At 37.1% G+C, this 22,810-nt stretch carries 19 protein-coding genes; 1 reads left to right on the top strand and 18 read right to left on the bottom strand.

What is annotated here, in order from left to right:
- Positions 1–184: 184 nt before the first annotated feature.
- The 9 genes from MKX67_RS11340 to MKX67_RS11300 form a co-directional block, all read right to left on the bottom strand.
- Positions 185–1,960, bottom strand: a complete 1,776-nt coding sequence (locus MKX67_RS11340) for an acyl-CoA dehydrogenase family protein (RefSeq protein ID WP_341055485.1) — start codon at positions 1,958–1,960, stop codon at positions 185–187.
- An 11-nt stretch (positions 1,961–1,971) separates the two neighbouring features.
- Positions 1,972–2,382: a PaaI family thioesterase gene (locus MKX67_RS11335; protein WP_180316969.1), complete on the bottom strand. Its 411-nt coding sequence runs from the start codon at positions 2,380–2,382 to the stop codon at positions 1,972–1,974.
- A gap of 17 nt (positions 2,383–2,399) precedes the next feature.
- Complete coding sequence (locus tag MKX67_RS11330; protein ID WP_341055483.1) at positions 2,400–4,535, bottom strand: acetate--CoA ligase family protein; 2,136 nt, start codon at positions 4,533–4,535, stop codon at positions 2,400–2,402.
- Positions 4,536–4,538: 3 nt separating this feature from the next.
- Positions 4,539–6,449, bottom strand: a complete 1,911-nt coding sequence (locus tag MKX67_RS11325; protein ID WP_342489241.1) for a TRAP transporter fused permease subunit — start codon at positions 6,447–6,449, stop codon at positions 4,539–4,541.
- Positions 6,450–6,502: 53 nt separating this feature from the next.
- Positions 6,503–7,648, bottom strand: a complete 1,146-nt coding sequence (locus MKX67_RS11320) for a TAXI family TRAP transporter solute-binding subunit (protein ID WP_307314098.1) — start codon at positions 7,646–7,648, stop codon at positions 6,503–6,505.
- Positions 7,649–7,688: 40 nt separating this feature from the next.
- The gene (locus tag MKX67_RS11315) at positions 7,689–8,093 is read right to left on the bottom strand and encodes an OB-fold domain-containing protein (RefSeq protein ID WP_095373358.1); all 405 of its coding nucleotides are present in this window, start codon (positions 8,091–8,093) and stop codon (positions 7,689–7,691) included.
- 4 nt (positions 8,094–8,097) lie between these two features.
- Positions 8,098–9,267 carry an acetyl-CoA acetyltransferase gene (locus MKX67_RS11310; RefSeq protein ID WP_341055477.1) on the bottom strand — a complete coding sequence of 390 codons (1,170 nt, stop codon included), beginning with the start codon at positions 9,265–9,267 and terminating at the stop codon, positions 8,098–8,100.
- 221 nt (positions 9,268–9,488) lie between these two features.
- On the bottom strand, positions 9,489–10,229 hold the full coding sequence (gene fabG, locus MKX67_RS11305; RefSeq protein WP_095373360.1) for a 3-oxoacyl-ACP reductase FabG: 741 nt from the start codon (positions 10,227–10,229) through the stop codon (positions 9,489–9,491).
- 171 nt (positions 10,230–10,400) lie between these two features.
- Positions 10,401–11,195 (bottom strand): IclR family transcriptional regulator, encoded by a 795-nt coding sequence (locus MKX67_RS11300; RefSeq protein WP_095373361.1) that lies wholly within the window; start codon positions 11,193–11,195, stop codon positions 10,401–10,403.
- A 157-nt stretch (positions 11,196–11,352) separates the two neighbouring features.
- Here MKX67_RS11300 and MKX67_RS11295 point away from each other — a divergent pair, with 157 nt between their 5' ends.
- Positions 11,353–12,261, top strand: a complete 909-nt coding sequence (locus MKX67_RS11295) for a LysR family transcriptional regulator (protein ID WP_095373362.1) — start codon at positions 11,353–11,355, stop codon at positions 12,259–12,261.
- Between the two features lie 62 nt (positions 12,262–12,323).
- Here the strand turns inward: MKX67_RS11295 and MKX67_RS11290 are convergent, their stop codons facing one another.
- The 9 genes from MKX67_RS11290 to MKX67_RS11250 form a co-directional block, all read right to left on the bottom strand.
- Positions 12,324–14,429 (bottom strand): acetate--CoA ligase family protein, encoded by a 2,106-nt coding sequence (locus MKX67_RS11290; RefSeq protein ID WP_342489240.1) that lies wholly within the window; start codon positions 14,427–14,429, stop codon positions 12,324–12,326.
- A gap of 15 nt (positions 14,430–14,444) precedes the next feature.
- Positions 14,445–15,749: a TRAP transporter large permease gene (locus tag MKX67_RS11285; RefSeq protein WP_095373364.1), complete on the bottom strand. Its 1,305-nt coding sequence runs from the start codon at positions 15,747–15,749 to the stop codon at positions 14,445–14,447.
- Complete coding sequence (locus tag MKX67_RS11280; RefSeq protein WP_095373365.1) at positions 15,739–16,254, bottom strand: TRAP transporter small permease; 516 nt, start codon at positions 16,252–16,254, stop codon at positions 15,739–15,741. The genes MKX67_RS11285 and MKX67_RS11280 overlap by 11 nt, the downstream gene beginning before the upstream one ends.
- Positions 16,255–16,276: 22 nt before the next feature.
- Positions 16,277–17,338: a TRAP transporter substrate-binding protein DctP gene (dctP, locus tag MKX67_RS11275; RefSeq protein ID WP_233435258.1), complete on the bottom strand. Its 1,062-nt coding sequence runs from the start codon at positions 17,336–17,338 to the stop codon at positions 16,277–16,279.
- A gap of 27 nt (positions 17,339–17,365) precedes the next feature.
- On the bottom strand, positions 17,366–18,580 hold the full coding sequence (locus MKX67_RS11270; protein WP_307314116.1) for a CaiB/BaiF CoA-transferase family protein: 1,215 nt from the start codon (positions 18,578–18,580) through the stop codon (positions 17,366–17,368).
- A gap of 3 nt (positions 18,581–18,583) precedes the next feature.
- Positions 18,584–19,798, bottom strand: coding sequence for an acyl-CoA dehydrogenase family protein (locus MKX67_RS11265; protein ID WP_340974765.1), 1,215 nt, complete (start codon positions 19,796–19,798; stop codon positions 18,584–18,586).
- Positions 19,799–19,961: 163 nt separating this feature from the next.
- A complete protein-coding gene (locus tag MKX67_RS11260) occupies positions 19,962–20,528 on the bottom strand; it encodes a Fe-S-containing hydro-lyase (protein ID WP_095373370.1) in 567 nt (188 codons plus the stop codon).
- 11 nt (positions 20,529–20,539) lie between these two features.
- Positions 20,540–21,385, bottom strand: a complete 846-nt coding sequence (locus MKX67_RS11255) for a fumarate hydratase (protein WP_095373371.1) — start codon at positions 21,383–21,385, stop codon at positions 20,540–20,542.
- Between the two features lie 2 nt (positions 21,386–21,387).
- Entirely contained in the window at positions 21,388–22,749 is a 1,362-nt protein-coding gene (locus MKX67_RS11250) for an MmgE/PrpD family protein (protein WP_342489238.1), read from the bottom strand.
- Positions 22,750–22,810 lie beyond the last annotated feature (61 nt).

Below are 22,810 nucleotides of genomic sequence, written 5' to 3'. Positions count from 1 at the left end.
CATCGTAACATTCATTCAATCATTAAAGGTTCCTTTAAATGATGTTTTTAATGGTTTGCTAGGAGTAACAACGAAGCTTCACGTTTTTTCTCACAAATTGTCGTTCGTCTTCACCCTACTTATAAAAATGGTTATCTATAGGATACTGTATCCAATTTTCAATTGCAATATTTTTTAGAATTTTCTATTTACTTAATTGCTCATTAAAATGAGAGATCGCTGATTTGGGGATAATCACCCAATTGATAACATCTTCTCCCCATTGCCATACACTTTGGTGAAAACACCGACACTTACTTTCTTGGATATGCAGATGATAATAATAACAAGCATTAAAATATTTTCTATAACTGCTTGTTTCCTTTGTTTCAATTTCAGCTTCTTTCAACAATAAGCAATTCGCTAATAAATAATAAATGCGTTGCATGATAGAAATAGCTTCCATTTCTACTTCTGTAGGGCTAACTTGCCCTATTAGATTAAGATCTTCCTCTAATAGATGCATATTAGTTAATAACTTCTTTCTCAATGGGGTAAAATCAACAAACGTCACTTCATTTAAAATCGTTTTCATTGTTTGTATTAACACAGTATTTGCCTTATTTTTTGTAATTGCTCTTAAAACATCCAGCGCAACAATATTCGTCGTACCTTCCCATATTGACCCTAAATGTGCATCACGTACAAGTTTAGCATTTGCCCATTCTTCAATATATCCATTGCCGCCTCTCATTTCCATTGATTCACCTGCAATCACTCTTGCTTGTTTGCATATTACACCTTTTAACAAAGGTGTTAACAATCTTAGCATCGTTTTTGCTTTCTCATCCTTTTTAGTTTCGGTCAAATCAAAGGTATGTGCCGTGTATAGTGACATGGATGTCGCCACTTCCGATGTTAGCATCATTTCAAATAATTGTTTCTGCATGAGAGGAAGTTTGGCTAATGGTTTTTTATATGCGATACGTCCTCTAGTTGTGTATAAGGCTTCTAAATAAGAGCGCCTGATGAGACCTGTAGAACGGACACTATTTGATAACCTTGAAGCGTTGACCATTGACATCATTTGTTTAAACCCATGATCAAGTTCCCCAACTAAGTAACCAGTCGCCCGCTCAAAAGTTACTTCTCCTGAAGCCATTCCTTTTGTCCCTAATTTATCTTTTAATTTATTGATCGTATAATGATTTCTTTCTCCACTAGGCAAGATTCTTGGTACTAAGAACATGGCCAACCCTTTTGTTCCTTCTTTTGCACCTGTTGGTCTCGCTAATACAAGTGCTACATCAGCACTAACATTTGAACAAAACCATTTATCCCCCGTGATTAACCATGAATCTCCATTAGCTTCTGCTCTGACTGAATTGGCACCCACATCCGAGCCGCCTTGCTTTTCTGTCATAAATTGAGCAGCCGTCATTCTATCACTCTTCGTGCTAATTAATTGGGGTAAGTATTCTTTCTTTAGTTTTACACTTCCATAATCCTCCAAAATCTTCGCCGCTGAGTCTGTCATACTCATCGGACAACATAAACCAAATTCAGCTTGAGCAAATACATACCAAAAAGTGTATTTCATCACTTTATTAAAAGCCGTTTCAGCCCCCATGACACCGCTACGATGACTCATGGCAACCAAGCCGAATTCTTCATAACCGATTTCCTCGAGACGTGAATAGGATGAATGATAATTAACATCGTTTATTCGTTGTCCACGCTTATCATACATTGTTAATGTTGGTGGATGTCTGTCCGCCTCTCTCGAAAGCGGATCGATTTCATTATTTGCTCTATCCCCTAACTCAATTAACTTATCTTTAACTAATTGATAATCATCATTTACATAGTGTGCTAATAAAAAATGAATATGGGGATCTGATAAGAAATAATTGATTTCTGTCGGTTCTGGCATGCCACCTTTTATCGGTTCCGGTTGAGGTACTTTAATAGACTCATCCATAAATCCACCTCCTAACTTATCCGCTGTTTAATAGAAAAGGTACCTAGCGCTTTGGCAACAACACTTCCATCTTCCTGAGTAAGGATAGACTCAACATATTGGATTCTTCTTCCTTCATGTATCATTTTCGCTTCTGCATACAAGATCCCTTCTTTAACAGGGGCGAGAAATTGAGTTGTTAATGAAATCGTCGCAACTTTAACATCTTTCATTGACCGAATAGTGACACCTATAACCGAATCCAATAAGGAGGCAGTTGCGCCTCCATGAACCACACCATTAGAGTTTAAATGTTGTTTTTGTACTGACATCTTAATGCGCGCTCTCCCTGCTTCCAATTCATCCATTGTAATACCAAGAAGCTGCCAATAAGGAGATGTATTAAACTCCTTTTCTAGCCATTGTAAGTATTCATTCTTCATAATAGAGACTTCTCCATTCATAAGGATTCTATTAAATGATCAATTTTTTCATCCCAAACGATGACACCGTCTAGGGCAAGCACACCTTCTCCTTCTTCAAGCACAATCAGAGGATTGATATCCATCTCTTTTAATCTACCATTTTGATTAGCAGCAAAATGTGATATCTTCTCTATCGCTCGAGCTAATGCCTGAATGTCATGACTGCCTTTTCCCCTAACTCCTTGCAAAACGGCATAACCTTTTAATTCCATTAGCATCTCAATTGCGTCTTCCTCACTGACTGGAGCTTTTCTTAGCGATACATCTTTAAATACTTCAATAAATATCCCTCCTAGCCCACAGACAATAATCGCACCAAATTGAGGATCCTCTTTCACGCCAATGAAAAATTCTACACCTTCTTGCTTAACCATCTCTTCCACAAGAAAGCCATCTATCTGTGCTTCTTTATTATATTTCTTTACACTTTCTGTTATCTCCTTAACCGCTAACGCTAATTCTTGTTCATTCTGTATATTAACAATAACACCACCTGCATCCGTTTTATGAAGAATATCGGAAGAAATGACTTTGCACACCTTAGGAATATCCCAGTCTACTTTCATAGTCTCTATCTCATCTACCTTATTGATGAGTACTCCTTTAGGTGTACGGATGCCAAAGTTTGTTAATAAATGTTTAACCTTCACTTCAGTCCAAATTCGTTCTTTTATTTCATCAGTATGATAAATGTTTTCACCAGCTACCTGAACATCATTAACAGTCTTTGTTGAATATTGTACTAGTAAACTTAGTGCAACCATCGTTTCATAAGATGTTTTATATACTGGGATATTATTTTGTTGTAAATACCTTCTTCCTTTGCCTGTTAATTCATCTGTGCCAGTAATCGTCACGAGTATCGGTTTATCTGTTTTCGCGTCTATTTCCGCTATTGCTTTGCAAATATTAAAGCCTAATTCGCCTCCAAATGTCGTTTGAAAAACAATGCTGTCTATTGTTGTATCTTCTAATAATACTTTCAATGTATCGGTTAGAATATGTTGTTCTTTTAAACTTTGCGCAGTCACATCAATCGGATTCATCGCAGATCCGTAAGTAGGGATTAAATCTGCCACTTTTCTCTTCGTTTCTTCAGTCAACGTAATCATATTAAGCTGCAAATCTTCACTATAATCAGCCATTGCAATACCTGCAGCTCCAGAATTAGAAATCGTTACCACTTTATTTCCAGCTGCCCTTTTTTGATTTAAAAAGACTTTGACTGTTGTGATTAAGTCATCAATATCATTCACTGTAATAATGCCATATTGTTTGGCGATTGCTTGATACGTTTCGTCAGAACCAGTCATTGAGGCTGTATGCGATAAAGCCGCTTTCTGTCCTAATTTTGACCTTCCAGCCTTCAACATGATGAGTGGTTTATCTTTTTCTTTTGCGGCTTTCGCTAATCGAATAAATTGTTCCCCGTCTGGAATACTTTCTAAATAACCAGTAATGATTGATGTCTGCTCATCCTTTACCATATAATTCATGACATCAAGTGTCGTAATATCCATCTGATTTCCCGTATTCACGACATAGGAAAATCCTATATTCTCTTCTTGTGCCATCCCGAATAATGAAAAGCCAATCGCTCCACTTTGAGAAGCAAACCCGACTGGTCCAGAAATAAAGGGCCGATCTGTTTCAAACGAGGTAGCAAACCCCATTGGTAGTGATAAATGAACATTTAATAAACCGACACAGTTGGGACCAAGAATATGAATATTCGCTTCCTTAGCCTTTTCTAACACTTCATTCTGTAGATTTGAACCTTCTTCTCCTATTTCTGCAAAACCTGAGCCAAAAAGTACGATACTTCTAATCGCTTTTTGTTTACATTGATCGATGATAGATAACATTCTTTTAGCTGAAACAGCAATTAATGCGACATCAACGGAGTCAGGAATATCAACCAAAGAAGGGTAACACTTATAACCACCAATTTCTTCATATTTAGGGTTAACAGGATAAATATTGCCTTTATATTGATGCTGAATAAGGTTTTTGATCGGTTTACCACTAATGGATGTGAAATCTTTTGATACGCCTACAATGGCGATTGATTCTGGGTGAAGAAATTTTTGTATCGCTTCATTTTTATCCATTCGTTATACCTCCAGTTCATTGCCTTGATTATAATTACTTCTTTTTCTTCGCCATTTAAGTAAATAAAGACATAATGCAATCACGATACCACCGATAATAAACGGCCACATTGGGACAAACATCAACAATCCTGCGATAAATAAAATGATTCGCTCTACTATGGCTAAAGTACCAGCTCCCACAAGATATCCTTCTAATGAAAAGGAAATGCAAGCAATTCCTATGACGGCAACAACTATACTAAGGACCGTATCCCACGGATCTCCGCGACCAATTAATATGGAAGGATTATAAATCATGAAGAAAGGGACGATAAACTTGACGGATCCTAACTGGACAGATTGAAAAGCTGTTTTCATCGGACTTGCTCCTGCTATACTTGCTGTCGAAAAGGCAGCTAATGCTACTGGTGGCGTAATATAGGAGACAGTTGCCCAATAAACAACGTATAAATGTGCTGCTATTGGATCCACACCAACAGCAACAAGTGCCGGTGCCATAATAACTGCTAAAAATACATATACAGCGGATACAGTCATACCCATCCCTAAAATAAAGCAGGTAAGTGCTCCACCAATTAGGATTAAGAAAGTATTATCTCCAGCAGCAGCCACTAATTCACGAGAAAATGAAAACGATACACCTGTAGCAGACAACGCACCAACAATAAAGCCTACCCCAGCAATAATAACAACGATATCAGTTAAGACCTTTCCTATATTCACGACCATATTTGCTAGATCTTTAGCTGACATCCTCGTTGATTTCTTTATCATGGCAATGAGTAACAATACAGCACTTGCATAATAAGGGGCTTGCCCTTCTGAGTTTAGTACTGCTAAGAAGAAAATCATGACTACGATTGAAAAAATATAATACCAACCCTCTTTTAACGTTTTCCAGAATGATGGTATTTCCTTAGCAGCCATCCCTTTCAATCCATTTTTGGCAGCATACCCATCAATTTGAATAAATAAGCCAAGATAATAAAGAAATGCTGGGACTGCAGCTGCTAAAGCGATTTCATAATAAGGGACCGCTAAAAAAGAGGCCATGATAAAGGCTGCCGAACCCATAATCGGTGGCGTAATGGTACCACCTGTAGACGCTGTCGCTTCAATAGCTGCTGCATAATGGGGTTTATAGCCTGTTTTCTTCATTGCCGGTATGGTCATTGCACCTATTGTCACTGCATTTGAAACGGCACTACCACTCAACATGCCAAAAAATGCACTCCCTACAACGGCAACCTTCGCAGAGCCACCCCTCGTTCTGCCAAAGATAGAAAGAGCGAGGTTGAAGAAAAAGTCACCACCACCAGTTTTCGTAATGACTACACCAAATACTAAAAATCCTAGTAATAAATTCCCAATCGTTGTATAAGCAATACCAAACACGCTATTAGAACTCATGATGTGATTTCTCGCTAAGGTAAGAAAATCATAAGACTGTCCTTGGAGCAATTCTATCGGTATAATTCCAGCAATAAGGGGATACAGTGAGATTACTAGACAGATCATCGCTAAAACAAGACCAGCTGTTCTTCTTAAAGCTTCAATAATTAACCCCCATAGAAGAATACTTGCAATTGTCGGTAAAACTGGAGCCTCCCAATCCCATCCCTCAATAATAATTCGTTCACCATTCAAACCAATGGCTATAGCAATGATCATGGATAATAAAAAACAGGCGATATCATACCATTTAATCGAAAGATCCGTTTTCTTTGCGGGAAACATAAGATAGGCACAAGGGAGAAAACAGGCTAATAATAAAATCATGTAAGCATTTTGAATCGGATTTATGCCAAATAATTCAAGATAGAATAACATGTTTACAGATAAGAAAATGCCTATTAAAGTGGAGCTAATAATAATCGTTTTCCAAAAAGTGTTTAAACGTGATTGCACCATAGACTAACCTCACCTCACATTTATCAGAATGGATGGTTATGATTCTCTCATTTTTAATTTACAGATTCCCGTTCCCGTAACCAGAGCGCTTCAAATTCCTCATCTGTTAATTCTTCTTTTTCAGCGAAGGCAACCGTTTTTTCCCATACTTCATTTAACGCTTCGTACCGTTCTATTAATTGATCATTTTTTTGTTGTTTTTCTTCACTCCATAAGCCTTCTTCTTTAAAGAAACGAATTGTGCCCTCATGAAACGGAATCCCTTTTGGCTCTGTTAAGACTTCATCCTTACTATATAAAGCTAAATTAGGTAGGGCATCGCCATATAAATGGAAAGAATCATTTAACGATTTAATAAACTGATAGATTGCCTCTTCACTTTGATCTGCGTATCCACCAATTAAATAGCCATGTCCCATAACATCCATACCTGTTTCCATACCTGCTCCTTGTTTTGTATTAATAGGAAATAACCACGCAGCCACTTCCTCTACTCTTCCCCATCCCCCGTTGTCATCTTTATCCATTTCTAACCAACGAATCCCACCTTTACTATGGGCTTCAAACATTGTAGATGCAGTCGGATTAATACCGGCAACATCAATTTGCCCTTGGATAAGTGCTTCTCCTTGTCCTGAATAGGAAGTGATTTTTACTGGCTCCACATCATTCCAAGTTAAGCCGGCGAAAGCAAGCATTGCTTCATTTTTTAAATTGACGGAAGTGTTTCCAGCTATTATTGGAATTTTCTTTCCCCTTAGATCTTTGAGAGTTTGTATATCTGAGTTTTCTCTTACAGCAAATCCGAATTGACTAATGGGTGCCCAATAAGCTCGAACATTTTGAGGTCCCCATTTTTTTGAAGTGAATTCTTCCTTTCCTTCGAATGCCAGTTGAATTTCATCTCCAACTTTACCTACAGAAGCAATTTCACGCCTTAAAGGCACCATTCTTCCAACACCACTTGCAGATGGAAGCATTCTCACCTTTGTATCATATTTTTCTGTCAACACATTCGCAATAGCCGACATTTCTGCATAACCACCAGAGCCTACATCATATACACTCCACGTCATTTGCTCAGCTAGGCCCGATTCATCTGCGAGCAACGAAGCTTGAGGAGCAGAGTTACATCCAGCTAAAAGAAAACATAGTAATAGCAGCAGTACTAATGGAAGCATTTTATTCCCTTTATTCATGTAATAACCTCCCATCCAGATATGGCCAATGAAAACAAAGTTATACAGGCGTAAACATGGGTAGCGTCATCTCTCCGACTTTTTGAAAGACGACTTTTACTTGTTGATCGCAATGAATTGCTTCCATATCCGTATCAATAATGTTCGTCATCATCCTAACCCCTTCTTTTAGATCGATGAGGGCAACACAATACGGCAAATCTTCTTTAAACGCAGGTCCACCAGCCCTTCGCGCAATTGTATAAGAATAAATCGTCCCCTCTCCGCTTGCTTCTACCCAAGTAACGTTTTCCTCTCCACAGTGAGGACATAGAATACGTGGGTAAAAGATATGCAAAGAGCAACTTTGACATTGTTGTATGAATAATTTTCCTTTCTCACACCCTTCCCAAAAAAACTTCGAATCATTATCAATAATTGGTAATGGCTTCATTATCTTATCCATCTGTTTAGTCCCTCCCTAAAATGACGACTGATGTTGAGGAAAGTGTTCCCCCTGTTCCATTTACAAGTCCTATTTTTGCTTCTTTCACTTGTCTCTCTCCACACTCACCTCTTAGTTGCCTAACCGCTTCAATAATTAAAAAAATCCCGTACATACCTGGATGTGCATATGAAAGGCCCCCGCCGTTCGTATTCATCGGAAAATCACCGCCTGGAGCTGTACGTTGATTTTTCACAAAATCGCCACCTTCACCACGTTTACAAAAGCCTAAAGATTCTAATGTGAGCAACACCGTAATCGTGAAAGAGTCATAGATTTCAACGAAATCAATGTCATCATGGCCAACTCCAGCCATCTCAAACGCTCGTTTACCTGATTGCGCAGCAGATGTCATGGTTAAGTCAGGCATCGCTTGAATAGACCAATGACTATGTGCCTCACCTTGGCCAAGGATCCAGACCGGTTTTTTCCGACAATCCTTCGCCCGTTCGGGTGATACAAGCACTACTGCCCCTGCTCCATCTGTTACGAGACAGCAATCTAGTATATGAAGAGGATCAGTAATCATTGGCGATTGCAGCACATCCTCAATGGATATCGTATCCCTTTTTGTCGCATATGGATTTAATTGAGCCCACTTTCTTGTTGCCACTGCTATTTCTGCTAGGTCTTCATTCGTGGTTCCGTATTGATGCATATGACGATGTGCCGCCATCGCGTAAGCACCAGCTGGTGAAGGTAAGCCAAAAGGTGTTTCATATTGTGCAGTAAACGTAGGTGGTCTTCCTGCTAAAGATCGCGACCTCTCTGACTTCTGTGTACTTCCATATAAAATTAATGCTACTTCACAAAGCCCTGCTTGAATGGCAGCTGCAGCATGGCCAATATGAGCTTCAAATGAAGAACCGCCTATCTGTGTAGAATCTGTATAGTTCGGCTCAATCCCTAAATATTCCCCCATTACAACAGAAGGAAATGTACCAACACCAGGTAATCCCCATAGACCAGCAACAAACAGACCATCTACATCAGACTTTGTTAAACCTGCATCATCTAGTGCTCGTTTTGCTGCGATTGCTTGAATTTGCAAGACAGATAAACCGTCTTTTACTTTTCCTTCCTCAAGCTCAATATCACCTACTCCGACAATGGCAGCAGCGTTTTTAATTGACATGATAACCCTCCATATGCATTTATTTGTAGAAATCCTTATGAAAGCAGTAATACCTAATAGATTGGTAGAAATATATTTTTTATTGGGTTTGGTCTTTTACAAAGAAGTTAACAGCGAGTATTTCAGGATGTATCTTGGTTGAGGATGTTGTTAGATCATTTTGTAGATTTTAGAAGAGAGATTAAAAATGAATCGATATATTTTTCATATTTTGCAATCGCTTACATATATCTGCCACCAGTTACTTCAATTACGTTCCCAGTGATATAGTCAGCATAATTAGAGCTTAAGAAAACGACAGCTTTAGCGATATCAAGCGGTTGACCTACTTTTTGCATCGGTATTTCTGCTATTTTCAACTCCTTTAACTTGTCAGGAATGGCTTTGGTCATATCTGTTTCAATAAAACCAGGTTGAATGGCGTTCACATTGACCTGGAATTTAGCTAATTCTTTTGCTGCAGCTTTCGTCATGCCAACAATTCCAGCCTTAGCGCCAGCATAATTCACTTGCCCCATATTACCAACCTTACCGGCAATGGATGAGATATTAACAATCTTTCCCTTTTCTTGTTTTCTCATATGAAGTGCAGCAGCTTGCATACATAAGAATGTCCCTTTCATATGTACTTGAATCACTTGGTCAAATTGCTCTTCTGTCATTTTATGAAGCATTGCATCACGTGTAATTCCTGCATTATTAACAAGCACATCTATATCACCAAAATGACTAATTGTCTTAGAGAAAAGCTCGTCAACACTTTCTTTTTTGGCAACATCTACTTTAACTGCTAATCCCCTTGATCCAACCTTTTCAATTTCATTCACGACAGATTCACATGCCTCTACATTCAAGTCACCAACGACTATTTGGGCGCCATGTTGAGCTAATAAAAGACTAATCTCTCTACCGATTCCCTTCCCAGCGCCAGTAACTATCGCTACTTTATTCTTTAAATCCATGAAACTACCTCCATTTCAAAAATATGATATTAATTAAGATTTTATATATTAAAAAATTTTTTGTCAATAAAAAATTAGAAAATTAAGATTATTTAACTATATTCGATTATTCTCAGCAAAAAAGACATTATTACTCCCTATTTTCTGATTGAATAATAATGTCTTTTCTAATTAGACTAATGGGCGTTCTCCGCCTAATTTAATTGTAATTTCATTCGCAATTCCCTTTATTAGTTCACCAATTCTTTCCGCTTCCGCTCCTTGCAACTGACTGGTTAAGCCGACTAAAGAAATGGACATCTCCACTGTATTTGTATTATTAAAAATTGGTGCAGCAATGCCAATTAAACCATCAATATATTCTCCATGTGAAATGGCAAATCCCTTTATTTTTATCATTTCTAACTCTGCTAATAATTCTTTCATTTCTTTTTCCGTTAAAGGACGAAGACCATCATTATAATCAATTAAACGTTTTGCTTCTTCTCGCCTTAGATTAGCTAACAAACACTTACCATAAGCCCCATCTACAATTGAGAAATGTCTACCTACTGATACATTTATACCAAATTGTTCTGCTTCTACCTTAGCAATAATGGTCGATTTTTTCTCACCAATTCGATTGACTAGGAAACTCGTTAATCCAGTTTCTTCTGTTAATCTTTCCAAGTACGGCATTATAACAGATAAATCTAGAATATTCTCTTTCGCTCTTTCTCCTAAAACAACTAAATAGGGGCCAAGACTATATCTTTTAGAGCTTTGATCATAACGTACAACGGATAGCTCTTCTAACTTTTGCAGTATGCGGTAACATGTGGTTGGGGTTAATGATAAGGCATTTGCAATTTCAGTTAAGTTACTTTTACTAAACTTTTTTCGACTCAATAATGTAAGGATTTTAAATGCACTGTCAACTGCAGGTACATTATATTTTCTTTTCGCCTTCTTTACATGCTCATCCATCTTTTCTACCCCTTCATTATCCTTTTTTCAGTAATTTTATATACAAAAAATTTTTTTGTCAATGAAATAAAGATTGTTTTTTTGAATGATATAAATTATCTGATATCTATATGGTAAAATAGTGGGAGCAGGAAAACATGTGAGGAGCGTTAATAGAATGGATATTAAACAATTAGAAGTATTTCTATCAGTATATAAACATAATAACTTTTCTAAAGCTGCTGAGGAACTATGTATCTCACAACCAACAGTTAGCTCTCAAATCAAATCTTTAGAAGACCAATTAGGGCTGCAATTATTCAATCGTAAAAATAAATCATTAGGTAACTTAACAGATGCCGGAAAGATTCTTTATCCCTATTCCACACAAATTCTTTCATTAGTAAAAGAAGCCGAAAAATCACTCACTCAATATAAAGAAGGGTATAAAGGTTCCCTCTCTCTAGTGACTTCCGATTCATTTTGTTACTGGATCTTACCAAAAATTTTAGAAAGCTTTCATATTTCCTATCCTACAATTGAAATCATACTACATACCGCTTTTACACCTAAAATGATCGATATGCTTTATCATCGTGAAGTGCATTTCGCCATTGCACGTTCCGCTCAAAAAGAGTTTATAGAAGAAGATTTAGTCAGCCATCATATTGGACAAGATCCCATTGTACTCGTTGCCTCAGCTAGCAATCGTTTAACAAATATTCCAAGTCCTCATTTAAGTGACTTAGCTGATGAAACCTTCATTGTTTATGGGAAAGAGTCAAACTACTGGGCACAAATTGAACAAAAGCTTTTTTCCTATGGTTTCCATATGAAAACAGGAATGGAGCTTAACGACATCAATGCAACGAAAAAAATGATCGAGATCAATCTCGGGATTTCTTTCTTGCCAAGTATTTCGGTACAAGAAGAGATTGAAAATGGTAAGCTCCAAATCATTCCAATAAGTGATAACCTGCATTTGTATCGTCACTCTCACCTTGTTTACCATCAAGATACCGTAATTGCTGGAGGAATACAGAAGTTTTTATCGTTTGTAACTGAACAGAAGCCCTATTTGATTTAAGTATATAAACCCCCTTATTAATGAGGTCTCTGCACTTTGTCTCATTAATAAGGGTAAGTGAATCAACTATATATCTCTGCTTGTTTTTTCCCAACAATGACGGCGTCAACCGCGGTAACACCATTACCTTCTTTATGGACAAGGATCGGATTAAATTCCATTTCTCTCCATTCCCCTTGATGAGATAAACAAAATTCGGATAAAGTTTGTATCGTTAATGCCAATGCTTTTATATCTGACTTAGGTTTTCCCCTCACTCCATTTAGAAGTGGAAATGCCTTAATAGAAGCAATCATTTGTAACGCTTGGCTCTCTGTAATTGGTGCAGGCAAGAAAACAACATCCTCAAGCACTTCCGTAAATACCCCACCGATACCAAACATGATTGTCGGTCCAAATGTAGGGTCGTCAATTGCTCCAATAATCACCTCAATTCCCTCATCTGCCATTTCTTCAATCATCATCCCTTCGATAAGATGTTCGATATGATGATGCTTTATCCTATTAATCATCCCTTCATAAAATTGCAGTAACTCTTGTTGACTGTTGATGTTTGTTTGAACCAACTGATAGTCTGATTTATGAGTGATCTCCTTCGAAACTCCTTTTAAGACAAGAGGAAAAGGAAGACTATGCTCATGCAGACCTTCTTGATTACGAACAAAAGAACCTTTAGGCACTTTTATACCAATCGATTGTAATAGTTGCTTTCCTTCCCATTCATTTAGTTTTTCATTTACGATCATGGGTGTCTGCTTACGAATTTCTTTTCTCGTTTGATCGTAAGCTTGCTTTTCTGCCGTATAGTAATTTACGACATGTGCTAGGGCATTAATGGTCCGTGTTGGTGTAGGAATCCAAGGAATACTTTTTTCCTTAAAGACTGCCTTTTTTGTTTCTTCCTGTATTCCAGACCAACAAACAACAACGGGCTTATTAGCTTGTTTAATCAACTTACTGAGTTTGTCGATAATAGGTGTAAATAAATGATCCGTCATTTGAATATAAAGCACGATGGTTTGCACTTCAATTGCTTCAACTAGCACAGATAGAGTATCAAGTATTTGTTGAGGATTTTGATTCACTTGTGCCGTCATATCAACTGGGTTTTTAATAGAAGCAAAAGCTGGAAGAGTTTGTGATAATCTCTCTTTCGTTTCTGCTTCTAAAGTGGCAAGTTTCATTCCTTTACGTTCACATTGGTCAGCCATCATTATGCCTGCACCACCTGATTGTGTGACGATAACCGCCCCTCCGTCTTTAGAGATATTTTTAGCATAATGAAACAGTGATAATGTATCAATTAATTCTTCCTCATCATCAACAAGAACCACATTGTTTGCAGCAAAATAAGATTGATAAATCTTCGCATTACCTGCTAATGATGCAGTATGCGAACTAGCCGCATCCGCCCCGATAACTGACGTACCAACTTTCATTAATACTATTGGTTTATTATTTTCATGACTAGCCTTTATTGCACGATTCATTTTAGTTATATTTCTTGCTCCCTCTAAATATCCACCAATGACTTTTATGTCAGGACTTTTAGCAAAATAATCAATATACTCAAAGAAATCAACCGTGCTTTCATTTCCGCTAGATACAAAAGCTTGAAATCCGATACCCATTTCAGTTGCTAATGTATGAGTTAAAGAACCCATTGCTCCGCTTTGTGTAACAAATGCAATCGCTGCAGCATCACATGCTTTTAAACTGGAAAAGGAAGCAATCATCTGCTTATTTAAGTTAAATAACCCGAGAGAATTTGGACCGCAAATCGGCAAATGGTTTCCTTTTGAATACTCCCTTATCTCTTCCTCTAACTTCACTCCTTCTCCACCTATTTCTGTAAATCCAGAACTAAAAATCAAAATACTTTTTACCTTCTTCGCATGTAATTGTTTAATAATAGATAATACACTTTTAGCAGCTACACAAATCAATGCTAAGTCAATATATTCAGGTAGTTCTTCTATCTTCTGATAGCATGGAAAACCTAATATCTCTTCATATTTTGGATTTACAAGATAAACTTCACCTTGATAGCCTACCTCTTTTAAATTCGCTATTGGTTTATAGCTGATTTTCGTTTTGTCTCCACTAGCTCCTATAATAGCTACTGCGTTTGGTTCTAACATTGGTTTAAGGTCGTCACTCGTAAACATATTTTCACCTTCCTCTTAATACATATTTTTAGGTAGAAACAGAGCAATATCAGGAAAAAGATAAAGAATAATAATTAATAGGAAAATGGGAATTAAAAATAAACTTGTTCCTTTAAAAATTTGTTCTAAAGTAAGGTCTGGGGCTGATCCTCTTAGCACAAAACAATTCATCCCAACAGGAGGTGTGATCATTGCCATTTCCATCACCAAAACAATAATGACACCGAACCAAATTAAATTCATATCCATCGCTAGAATGATCGGTAGAATAATCGGTAATGTAACAACAACCATAGCAAGAGCATCCATTACCATTCCTAATAAAATGTACATAAGAATAATAAGCACAAATAATAGAAAAGGGGGAACTGAGATAGATTCGAAAATATCCGCTAATAGAAAAGGCAATCTTGTAATTGTTAAGAAGTAATTTAAGATAAATGCCATAATAATTATGGCAAATAAAAATCCTGTTGTTTTTAAAGTAGCAGATAATGCTTTAACAAATGACTGAATCGTTAATTTCCTTCTGATTAATGCAAAAATAAACGTAAAGAATGCCCCAATCCCTGCTGCTTCAGTTGGGTTAAACCATCCGATATACATACCCCCAATCACAATGCCAAATAACAAAATAATCCATATTGTAGATTTCAATGCGATGAAACGATCCTTCCATTTCACCTCTGTATGAATCATCGGTGCTAATTCTGGCTTTAAAGATACAACTACATAAACGGTGATCATATATAAAATGATAAGAATAATCCCCGGTATAATGCCCGCAACTAAAAGCTGTCCGATAGATTGTTCAGTCATCATCCCATATAGAATAAACAATGTACTCGGTGGAATGAGCACACCCAATGTTCCTCCTGCGACAATCGTTCCTCCGGTTAATGATTTGTTATAACCAGCCTTTAGCATTTCCTTCGATGCAATGACACCCATTGTGGCAGTATTTGCTAGGCTTGAACCTGAAGCGGCCGCAAAAACAGCAGAAGATGCAATTGTCGCCATCCCAAGTCCACCTCTTAATCTACTAAGCCAAAGTCTGAAAGTATTAAAGAGCTCTGTACTAATTCCACAGATAAATAATAGTTCTCCCATTAGAACAAACATAGGGATAGTGCTTAACGTATAACTAAAACTATGATCCCATGTCACTGTTTCAACAACTGTGGCTAATGCCGTCCAACCTTTCAAATAAAAGATTCCTAGTACAGCTGGTACGACCATTGCGATTGCAATGGGTACTTTAAAAAACATTAAAACAAACATGATCAAAATAACGATAACACCAAACCATTCAACCGGCATGTTCATCACCTCCTATATTTTCATGATTTAATGAAAGGATGAGCTTGAGCATTCTTAGAAAAGCCTCAGCTCCCCACATGAGAAAACCGATTGTAATGATATAATCAAAGGGGTAAAAAGGAATTTCTAAAAGAGTTGTAGATATAGGCATTGTTAGTTGATGAAAGATCCCGACATGAAGATAAATATAGGCAATGAGGATGGTAATAATAAATGTAAGAAATGCGCCAAATATCTCTAATACGCGTTGCCACTTATATGAAAGTCTGCTTGTAATAATATCTATTGTAATATGTCCGTTAACTTGTTCTGTATAAGCCAAACCACACATGATTAGCACTACCATACCTAACTGAACAATTTCGATATCACCAATAATAGGTGAAAATAACATCCGACTAAACACAGCAAAGGTAATAAATATCATCATCAGTGTCATCGTTGCTAACGCAATATATTTTGTTATTGCAGTTAAAAAGTGTATGACTTCTTCAAGCTTTCTCATGCATTCCACCACCTTAACTGTTTTAATTTTCAAATGGTAAAGGGTAATCTTCTTCACGGAGAATTTCAAAAAAAGCTTCTACCATTTCATCTCCATCAAATCCACGTTTATTTGCATCTTCTATCCATAACTCCCAAGCACCTTTACCTGCTTCACGGTACTTAATGTCTTCTTCTGTTGAAAGTTTAATATATTCGCCTCTTTTTTCAACTGCTTTTTCTAGCTGCTCATTAGAAGCAGCTAACTCTGTAACATAACTCTTTGTAAACATTTCTGATAATGCAGGATTCAATTCTTCTGTAAATAATTTTTGTAAATCTGGTGGGAGCTGATCATAGAAGTTTTTATTCATTACAGGAATGAGTGGGTTTACGAGTACTGACATTTGTGTAATATAAGGGGCAGGTTCATAATACCTTACTGCTTCACCGCCAATAGGTGTATAAAATGCGGTATCAATCATCCCCTTTTCTAATCCTTCGTATATGCCTTCAGATGTGATCGATACGGGTGTTCCTCCTAATGATTGAATAAAGGCATTTTCGCCTTTTCCGCTCATTCTCATTTTTTTATTCTGTAAATCTTCCATTGTGTGAATAGGAGTTGTAGAAAATAAATCATAGGCATCTGTTGAGGTTGGTGGCATAAGGATGACATTATCTAACCCTTTGTCTGCAAATCGATCTTCGAATTTACTTAAAACCTTGTTTGCCTCAACAGGTCCTTGTAATGCAAAAGGTAAACTACCGATTGTATAAGGAAAAAAAGGTGTATCATAAAAATAGTTCGTTACGAGAAGACTCACATCATAGAGCCCTCCTTTTATATCTTGGTAAACGGAGCTAGACTTTCCTAAGGCACTCCCATGATAAATATTGACTTTAACTCTTCCATTCGTCTTTTCTTCCACCATCTTTTTCCATGGCTCCCACGCATTATAAGCATAGTGATGTGTAGATGGCTGCCAATTATTTATATCCATCACATACACTTCATCGGAAGCGCTTTCATTGGATGTCTGTTGACTACAGCCATTTAATAAAATACATACAAAAAATAAAGTCAATAGAAGAACCTTTTTCATTGGAAACACCTCCATTATTGTTCATAATCACATTTTCCGCTCGGCTAACGAACCAATAACTCCCTCTTTTCTCAATTGATCAATCTCTAATTTTTGATACCCTAATGCATGTAGAAGTTCTTCTGTATGCTGTCCTAAAACAGGTGGCCCTGCTTTTGTTTTAACATTTAGAGTAGAATTTTTAAGTGGACTTTTCACCAATTTAATATGTCCAAGCTTTACATGGGAAACTTCTTCTACAACCTCTCTCGCCTCAACTTGAGGATGTTGAAAAACTTGTTCGATATTATTTACTGGTCCAGCTGGAACACCTACTTGTGATAATTGAGTGAACCATTCATCTGCCGTTTTGGTTATCATCATATCTGCGATTCTATTTGTTAACACTTCACGGTTAGTTACTCTAGCTTGATTCGTTTTAAACCTCTCGTCCCCAATCCATTCTTCACGATCTAAAACAACGCAAAAATTCGCAAATAATTTATCATTACCACAACAAACCATTAATGGACGGTCACTGCATTTAAATACTTGATAAGGAACAATATAACTATGATCATTGCCAACTCTTGTTGAAACTGTACCTGCATTTAAATAACTACTTGCTACATTGGCAAGTGCACTTAATTGTACTTCAAATAGGGATAGATCAATAGATTGTTCCTTTCCTGTTTGATCTCTTTGTCTTAAAGCTGCGAGAATCGCTATTGTTACATATTGTGACGTCATAATATCGACTAGTGGAAGTCCCACTCTTGTTGCGTCTCCCTCTGGAAGTCCAGTAACATCCATTAAACCACCTATCGCTTGCATAACAGGATCAAATCCCGGTTCCCCTTTATACGGTCCCGTTTGCCCATATCCGGTAACCGAACATAATATAATATCTTTTTTTACCTTTTTAAGTTGTTGTAGGTCGAGACCTAACTTTTTCAAAGTACCTGTTTTAAAGTTCTCTAAGACAATATCTGCCTCTTGTACGAGCTTTAAAAAGATATCCTTCCCTTTTTGGTTTTTCAAATCCAACTCTACTGATTTTTTATTACGATTAGCGGTAAAATAATACGTACTTTCTCCACCTATGAAAGGGACCCAATCTCTCATACTATCAGTACCATTCGGTGCCTCTATTCTGATGACATCAGCACCTAAATCTGCTAGTATCATTGAACCCCCAGGTCCTGCATAAACACGAGATAAATCCAATACTTTTACGCCTTCAAGTGGTTGCCTATCACTCATCGACTACACCCTCACCTTTTTAATATCACTACTTAAAGAATACTTTCTTTCGATATGATGACGATTAGCATCCTTTTCCCCTAAGGCATCATTAGCAATCAGTATACGTTGTATATTTGCCGACCCTTCACCAAAGTGAAGCATATTCGCATAGTTTACATACTTCATAATCGGATATTCATCTGCTATACCATTGCCACCAAATATCTCTAACGCACTTCTTGCAGCTTTGGTAGCTACTTCTGAAGCAAAATATTTTGCGTATGCACTTTGTCTAGTCGCCGCTTCGCCTTTATCTTTTAAGTAAGCGCTTTTATACGTAAGCAATCTTGCAGCCTCTGTTTCTACTACCATATCCGCAATCAAATGTTGAATCATTTGATATTGACCAATTGGTACACCACTCACTTCTCGTTCGTTTGCATAAGATATCGACTCATCAATACAACCTTGAGCAATACCAACCAATCGTGAAGAAACAGTTAAGCGTCCATAATCAAGCGCGTTCATCGCAATTTTAAAGCCTTCTCCCTCTTTACCTAATAATTGACTTTTGGAGATTCGATAATCCTCTAAAAATACTTCACAGCTTCTTGTCATATATCCTAGAGAACTGATTTCGATTGGTTTTGCATAAAACCCTGGTACATTAGTCTCAATAATAAATGCAGAAATGCCATTATGACCAGCTTCTGGATTTGTTCTCGCAAACAACACACCTACATCTGCCTCGTTAGCAAAAGTAATCCACATTTTTGATCCATTCAGCACGTACTCATCACCATCTAAAACAGCCGTTGTCTTCATTGCTCCAGCAGGGTCTGAGCCACCACCAGATTCAGTAAGAGCGAACATACCAATTTTCTCTGCCTTTATTAGAGAAGGGACATATTTTTCAATTTGCTGCTTATTTCCCCAATTTAAGATTGTAAAAGGGCAGGTCATTGCTTGCATATTAAAGGCATAACCTAACGATGGATGTGCTTTCGATATTTCTTCAGCAATGATAGCTAAATTAAGAAAACCTAATTCAGACCCACCATATCGCTCAGGAAAACAAGCACCAAAAAAACCTAGATTGCCCATTTTTTCAAAAATATCTTTCGGGAATAATTGATTTTTCTCATAATATTTAATATGAGGTGACACTTCTTTTCGGACAAACTCCTTTACCATTTGTAAGACTTGTTGGTTTTCATTTGTGTATTCGAACTCCATCTATCCCCACCACCTAATTAGAATTTTCTGAATTTATTAATTATACTATTATATATATTAATAATATTCAATATTTTATTAATAAAACAGATAATTTATTTGGGATAATGGATACAATTGATAGACATATGAGACTTTGTCCTTTAAAAATAGTAATTAATAATTATAGAGTTGATCTTTTTTGTTGAAACTTCTCTCTTGCTTGTATATACCAGTCATTACCTAAAGAATCGATAATAACTGTAACTGGAAAATTTTCTACTGTGAGCTTGTATACTGCCTCCGGACCTAACTCAGGAAATGCCACAACCTCAGCCTCTCTAATAGCCGTAGAAAGAAGTGCGCCGGTGCCCCCTATTGCTGCTAAATAAACGGCTTTGTTTCTTTTTATACTTTCCTTTACTTCTTCATTTCGATATCCTTTTCCAATCATTCCTTTTAAGCCATGCTCTAATAATAATGGTGTATATTTATCCATTCTACTACTAGTAGTTGGACCAGCGGAGCCAATCACTTGGTCAGGTTTTGCTGGGGTCGGACCAACGTAATAAATAAAAGCATTTTCTACCGTGAATGGAACCGTTTCTTGTTGAGATAAAAGATCATAAATTTTTTTATGGGCTGCGTCTCTTGCTGTATATATTAAGCCTGATAATTCGACTTGCTGTCCTGCCCTTAATGTTTCCAACTCTTCTGGTTTTAAGGGTAAAGTTAACTGCTTTTTTTCCAATTCTATCAGCCTCACATTCTCAATTCTTTATGTCTTGACGCATGACAATTTAAATTAACAGCCACAGGAAGTGCAGCGATATGACATGGTTCTAACTCGATTTTTACATCTATGGCAGTTGTATCGCCACCTAAGCCTTGAGGACCAATCCCCATTTCATTTATGTTCTTCATTAAATCTTTTTCTAATTGGGCAACTATTGGAGACTGATGATGTTGACCAATCGGTCTAAACAATGATTTTTTAGCTAAATAAGCGCAGCGTTCAAAATTCCCACCAATTCCAATTCCAACAACTAAAGGTGGACAAGCATTAGGTCCTGCATTTTCAACGGTTGTTAAGATGAACTCTTTTACGCCTTCGATACCATCTGCTGGGGTTAACATTTTAAGTGCACTCATATTCTCACTCCCTCCCCCTTTTGCCGACATATGGATAACGAGTTGATCTCCGGCTTTCATTTCAATATGAATAATGGCAGGGCTGTTATATGTTGCAGATTTATCTCTTGTCAGGGGATTATTGACGATAGAATGCCGTAAATACCCGTCTTTATATCCTTTCATTACACCCTCATTAATGGCACTTGTAATTGTTCCACCTTTAATCAAACAGTCTTGGCCTAATTCAACTATAAAAACGGAAACACCTGTATCCTGACACATAGGCACACGGTTTTCTGTAGCGATATTCGCATTTTCAATTAAATCTAACAGTATATCTTTTCCAATTGGTGACCTTTCTGTTTCTACCGCTTGTCGAAAAGCAGAAATAACGTCTTCGCCAAGGGCAAAGTTCGCTTCCTGACAAAGCTTCGCTACTTGTTCCACTATATGGTCATAAGCAATCACTTTCATCATCAAGCCTCATTTCCATTTTCAATTGGGCTATTTGCCAGTAGCCAATCCTTTATTTTTAAATTTTCAATATTGTATATATCATCTACTCTATAATCTACATCTGTGATCTTATGAGCCACTAATGACTGGAACTTCTCAACCATTTGTTTTTTACTGGCAGGATTCTCTGGGTCTCCTTTTGGAAATTCAGTTGCGACGCTATAACTTTCTTTATTACTTAAGACAATAGTTACCTTTGCACCCCATTGTTCTGGATAGGCATCCGTAAAATCCTTTGTTGATGCTACTCGTACTTTATTCATCATTTCTCTAATTTCACTATTATTTAATGTTCTTTCATTAAAGTCTTGTAGAAAAGCGCTGCCTTTAAGGGCAATTAAGCTAACACAGAATTGTACACTAAATTTTGCTGCATAAATGGAACGAGGTTTGGGATTATCTGTTATATCTAATACCGTTTGATAGGTTTCTATGAGGATTTTTTCAATTTTAGTAGAGTCAATTAAATGTTTGTTCATCAATGTATGCACACAGTCCATACTCGGATGGGTATGACGACAGGAAGCATAAAGCTTAAAACCATTTTCCATTATTTTAAACTGCTCACCGAGTCCTTCAATAATCTTTTGTTCGTTGTACGAATCACTCATTGCCTTGAAAAAACCACGATCACCTTCTAATATCTTTGAGGCACCTGTAAAGCCTTTTTTAGCAAGGAGTGCTGCAAGTACACCATTATAGGATGCCTTTGCAGTATGAAGCTGTTTTGAATTGGCTCCATCTTCAATAAATTCCCATAACCCCGCTGCCTGTGTCCCTGCATTTCCCAAAGCATGAACGATTTGTTGTTTATTAAGCCCTAATAACTTCGCTGCTGCAGCTGCTGCTCCGAAAGTGCCACATGTTGCAGTATTATGCCAATAATAATAATGACTAGGCGTAACCGCTTCACCGATACGATAACAAACTTCATAGCCGATGACGATACTCGTAATTAATTCTTCTATTGATAAGTCATACGCTTCACACACAGATAAAGCAGCAGGAATCACAACTGTTGCTGCATGAATAATCGATCCTTTATGAATATCATCTAACTCCACTATATGGCTAGCAGCACTATGAATCATGGCAGCATTTGCAAGAGAAGTCCTTTCACCGGAAATAAGGGTTGCCTGTTCATTCCCTCCCATTTCAAATAACGTCTCTTTTAATGCAACCACTGGTGGTTCATCTATTCCTGCTATTGCTGAACCGTACCAATCTAAAATACATACTTTCGTAAACTCAATCACATCTTTTGGTAAATCTTGATAGTCTAAATTAACTATATATTCTGAAATTTTTTCCGTTAAAGCCATTGTCCATTCTTCCTTCCTTCGTTAAAGTAAACGTTTGCAAAAGATAAGGCAGCTCTGAAAA

Source organism: Cytobacillus sp. FSL W7-1323 (genome assembly GCF_038595015.1).
GTDB classification, from domain to species: Bacteria; Bacillota; Bacilli; order Bacillales; family Cytobacillaceae; genus Cytobacillus; species Cytobacillus kochii.
Note: the sequence above shows the minus strand (reverse complement) of the source record. Positions and strands in the feature narration are given on the sequence as shown.

Coding starts and splice junctions, on each gene's coding strand:
- MKX67_RS11270 (WP_307314116.1), bottom strand. CDS start 18,580: ATGAGTGATAGGCAACCACTTGAAGGCGTAAAAGTATTGGATTTATCT.
- MKX67_RS11265 (WP_340974765.1), bottom strand. CDS start 19,798: ATGGAGTTCGAATACACAAATGAAAACCAACAAGTCTTACAAATGGTA.
- fabG (WP_095373360.1), bottom strand. CDS start 10,229: ATGGATTTAAAGAATAAAGTAGCGATAGTTACTGGCGCTGGGAAGGGA.
- MKX67_RS11295 (WP_095373362.1), top strand. CDS start 11,353: ATGGATATTAAACAATTAGAAGTATTTCTATCAGTATATAAACATAAT.
- MKX67_RS11315 (WP_095373358.1), bottom strand. CDS start 8,093: ATGGATAAGATAATGAAGCCATTACCAATTATTGATAATGATTCGAAG.
- MKX67_RS11280 (WP_095373365.1), bottom strand. CDS start 16,254: ATGAGAAAGCTTGAAGAAGTCATACACTTTTTAACTGCAATAACAAAA.
- MKX67_RS11250 (WP_342489238.1), bottom strand. CDS start 22,749: ATGGCTTTAACGGAAAAAATTTCAGAATATATAGTTAATTTAGACTAT.
- MKX67_RS11255 (WP_095373371.1), bottom strand. CDS start 21,385: ATGAAAGTGATTGCTTATGACCATATAGTGGAACAAGTAGCGAAGCTT.
- MKX67_RS11340 (WP_341055485.1), bottom strand. CDS start 1,960: ATGGATGAGTCTATTAAAGTACCTCAACCGGAACCGATAAAAGGTGGC.
- MKX67_RS11320 (WP_307314098.1), bottom strand. CDS start 7,648: ATGAATAAAGGGAATAAAATGCTTCCATTAGTACTGCTGCTATTACTA.
- MKX67_RS11330 (WP_341055483.1), bottom strand. CDS start 4,535: ATGGATAAAAATGAAGCGATACAAAAATTTCTTCACCCAGAATCAATC.
- MKX67_RS11335 (WP_180316969.1), bottom strand. CDS start 2,382: ATGAAGAATGAATACTTACAATGGCTAGAAAAGGAGTTTAATACATCT.
- MKX67_RS11325 (WP_342489241.1), bottom strand. CDS start 6,449: ATGGTGCAATCACGTTTAAACACTTTTTGGAAAACGATTATTATTAGC.
- MKX67_RS11300 (WP_095373361.1), bottom strand. CDS start 11,195: ATGGATGAGCATGTAAAGAAGGCGAAAAGAAAATATAATGTACCTGCA.
- MKX67_RS11310 (WP_341055477.1), bottom strand. CDS start 9,267: ATGTCAATTAAAAACGCTGCTGCCATTGTCGGAGTAGGTGATATTGAG.
- dctP (WP_233435258.1), bottom strand. CDS start 17,338: ATGAAAAAGGTTCTTCTATTGACTTTATTTTTTGTATGTATTTTATTA.
- MKX67_RS11285 (WP_095373364.1), bottom strand. CDS start 15,749: ATGCCGGTTGAATGGTTTGGTGTTATCGTTATTTTGATCATGTTTGTT.
- MKX67_RS11290 (WP_342489240.1), bottom strand. CDS start 14,429: ATGTTTACGAGTGACGACCTTAAACCAATGTTAGAACCAAACGCAGTA.